At 65.6% G+C, this 1566-nt stretch carries 1 protein-coding gene; it reads left to right on the top strand.

Annotation, left to right across the window (positions count from 1 at the left end; genetic code table 11):
• A partial coding sequence (locus BM413_RS32345) for a putative Ig domain-containing protein (RefSeq protein ID WP_139238720.1) occupies positions 1-1566 on the top strand: 1566 nt, incomplete at both ends.

Genomic DNA, 1566 nt, shown 5'->3' with positions numbered 1-1566 from the left:
GATCCGGATGCGGGCGACACCAAGGCGGTCACCGCGGTCAACTTCGGCGCAACAGCGGGTACGCTCGGTGCCGCACTCAATGGCACATATGGCAGTGTCGTGCTCAATGCGTCGGGCGCCTATAGCTATGCGCTCAACGAGAGCAATGCCGCCGTGCAGGCGTTGCGGCTTTCGACCAACACGCTGAGCGATGTCTTCAGTTACACCATGCGTGACACCGCCGGCGCGACTGCCACGGCGACGCTGACGATCACCATCCACGGCGCCAACGATGCGCCGGTGCTCGCGGCCCAGACCAGCAACCAGAACGCCACCGTCGGAACCGCCTTCTCGCTGGCGCTGGCGGCTGCCACCTTCACCGACGTCGACAGCGGCGACGGCCTCAGCTACACGGCAACCGCCGCCGATGGTTCGGCGCTTCCCGCCTGGCTGAGCTTCAACGCCACGACGCGGACCTTCAGCGGCACGCCGACGGCCGCCGGCACGTCCGGCATCAAGGTGACGGCAACCGACGTTGCCGGCCTCACCGCCAGCGAGACCTTCAACATCACAATATCGATACCGGGTAACACGACGCCGACGGCGGTTGCGGACGTGGGCGATGCGACCGAGAAGGGCGGTGTCGCTAATGGTTCAGGCGGCGTGATCGCCAGCGGCAACGTGTTGACCAACGATACCGATCCGGATGCGGGCGACACCAAGACGGTCACGGCGGTCAACTTCGGCGCAACAGCGGGTACGCTCGGTGCCGCACTCAATGGCACATATGGCAGTGTCGTGCTCGATGCCTCGGGCACCTATAGCTATGCGCTCAACGAGAGCAATGCCGCCGTGCAGGCGCTGCGGCTGTCGACGAATACGCTGAGCGATGTCTTCAGTTACACCATGCGTGACACCGCCGGCGCGACTGCCACGGCGACGCTGACGATCACCATCCACGGCGCCAACGATGCGCCGGTGCTCGCGGCCCAGACCAGCAACCAGAACGCCACCGTCGGAACCGCCTTCTCGCTGGCGCTGGCGGCTGCCACCTTCACCGACGTCGACAGCGGCGACGGCCTCAGCTACACGGCAACCGCCGCCGATGGTTCGGCGCTTCCCGCCTGGCTGAGCTTCAACGCCACGACGCGGACCTTCAGCGGCACGCCGACGGCCGCCGGTACGTCCGGCATCAAGGTGACGGCAACCGACGTTGCCGGCCTCACCGCCAGCGAGACCTTCAACATCACGACGCAGGCAGCGCCTGCGACCTACAGTCTGTTCAGCGCTTCCAGCACGCCGGCGCAGACAAACCTCAACGATGGTCAGCAACTCGAGGTCGGCGTCAAGTTCCAGTCGAACGTTGCCGGGGATGTCACTGGCATCAAGTTCTACCGCAGCGCCAACGATAACGGCCAGAACGTCGTCGACCTGTGGACCACCACAGGCACCAAGCTCGCCACCGCCACCTTGGCCGCCAGCTCGGCGAGCGGCTGGCAGACGGTCAACTTTGCCACCCCCGTCACCATCACCGCAAACACAACCTATGTCGCCTCCTACCACACCACCGGTGCCTATGTGGCGACC

It is taken from the genome of Mesorhizobium sp. YR577 (assembly GCF_900116595.1).
GTDB lineage: Bacteria > Pseudomonadota > Alphaproteobacteria > Rhizobiales > Rhizobiaceae > Mesorhizobium_M.
This window is presented reverse-complemented; position numbering and strand designations above follow the sequence as displayed.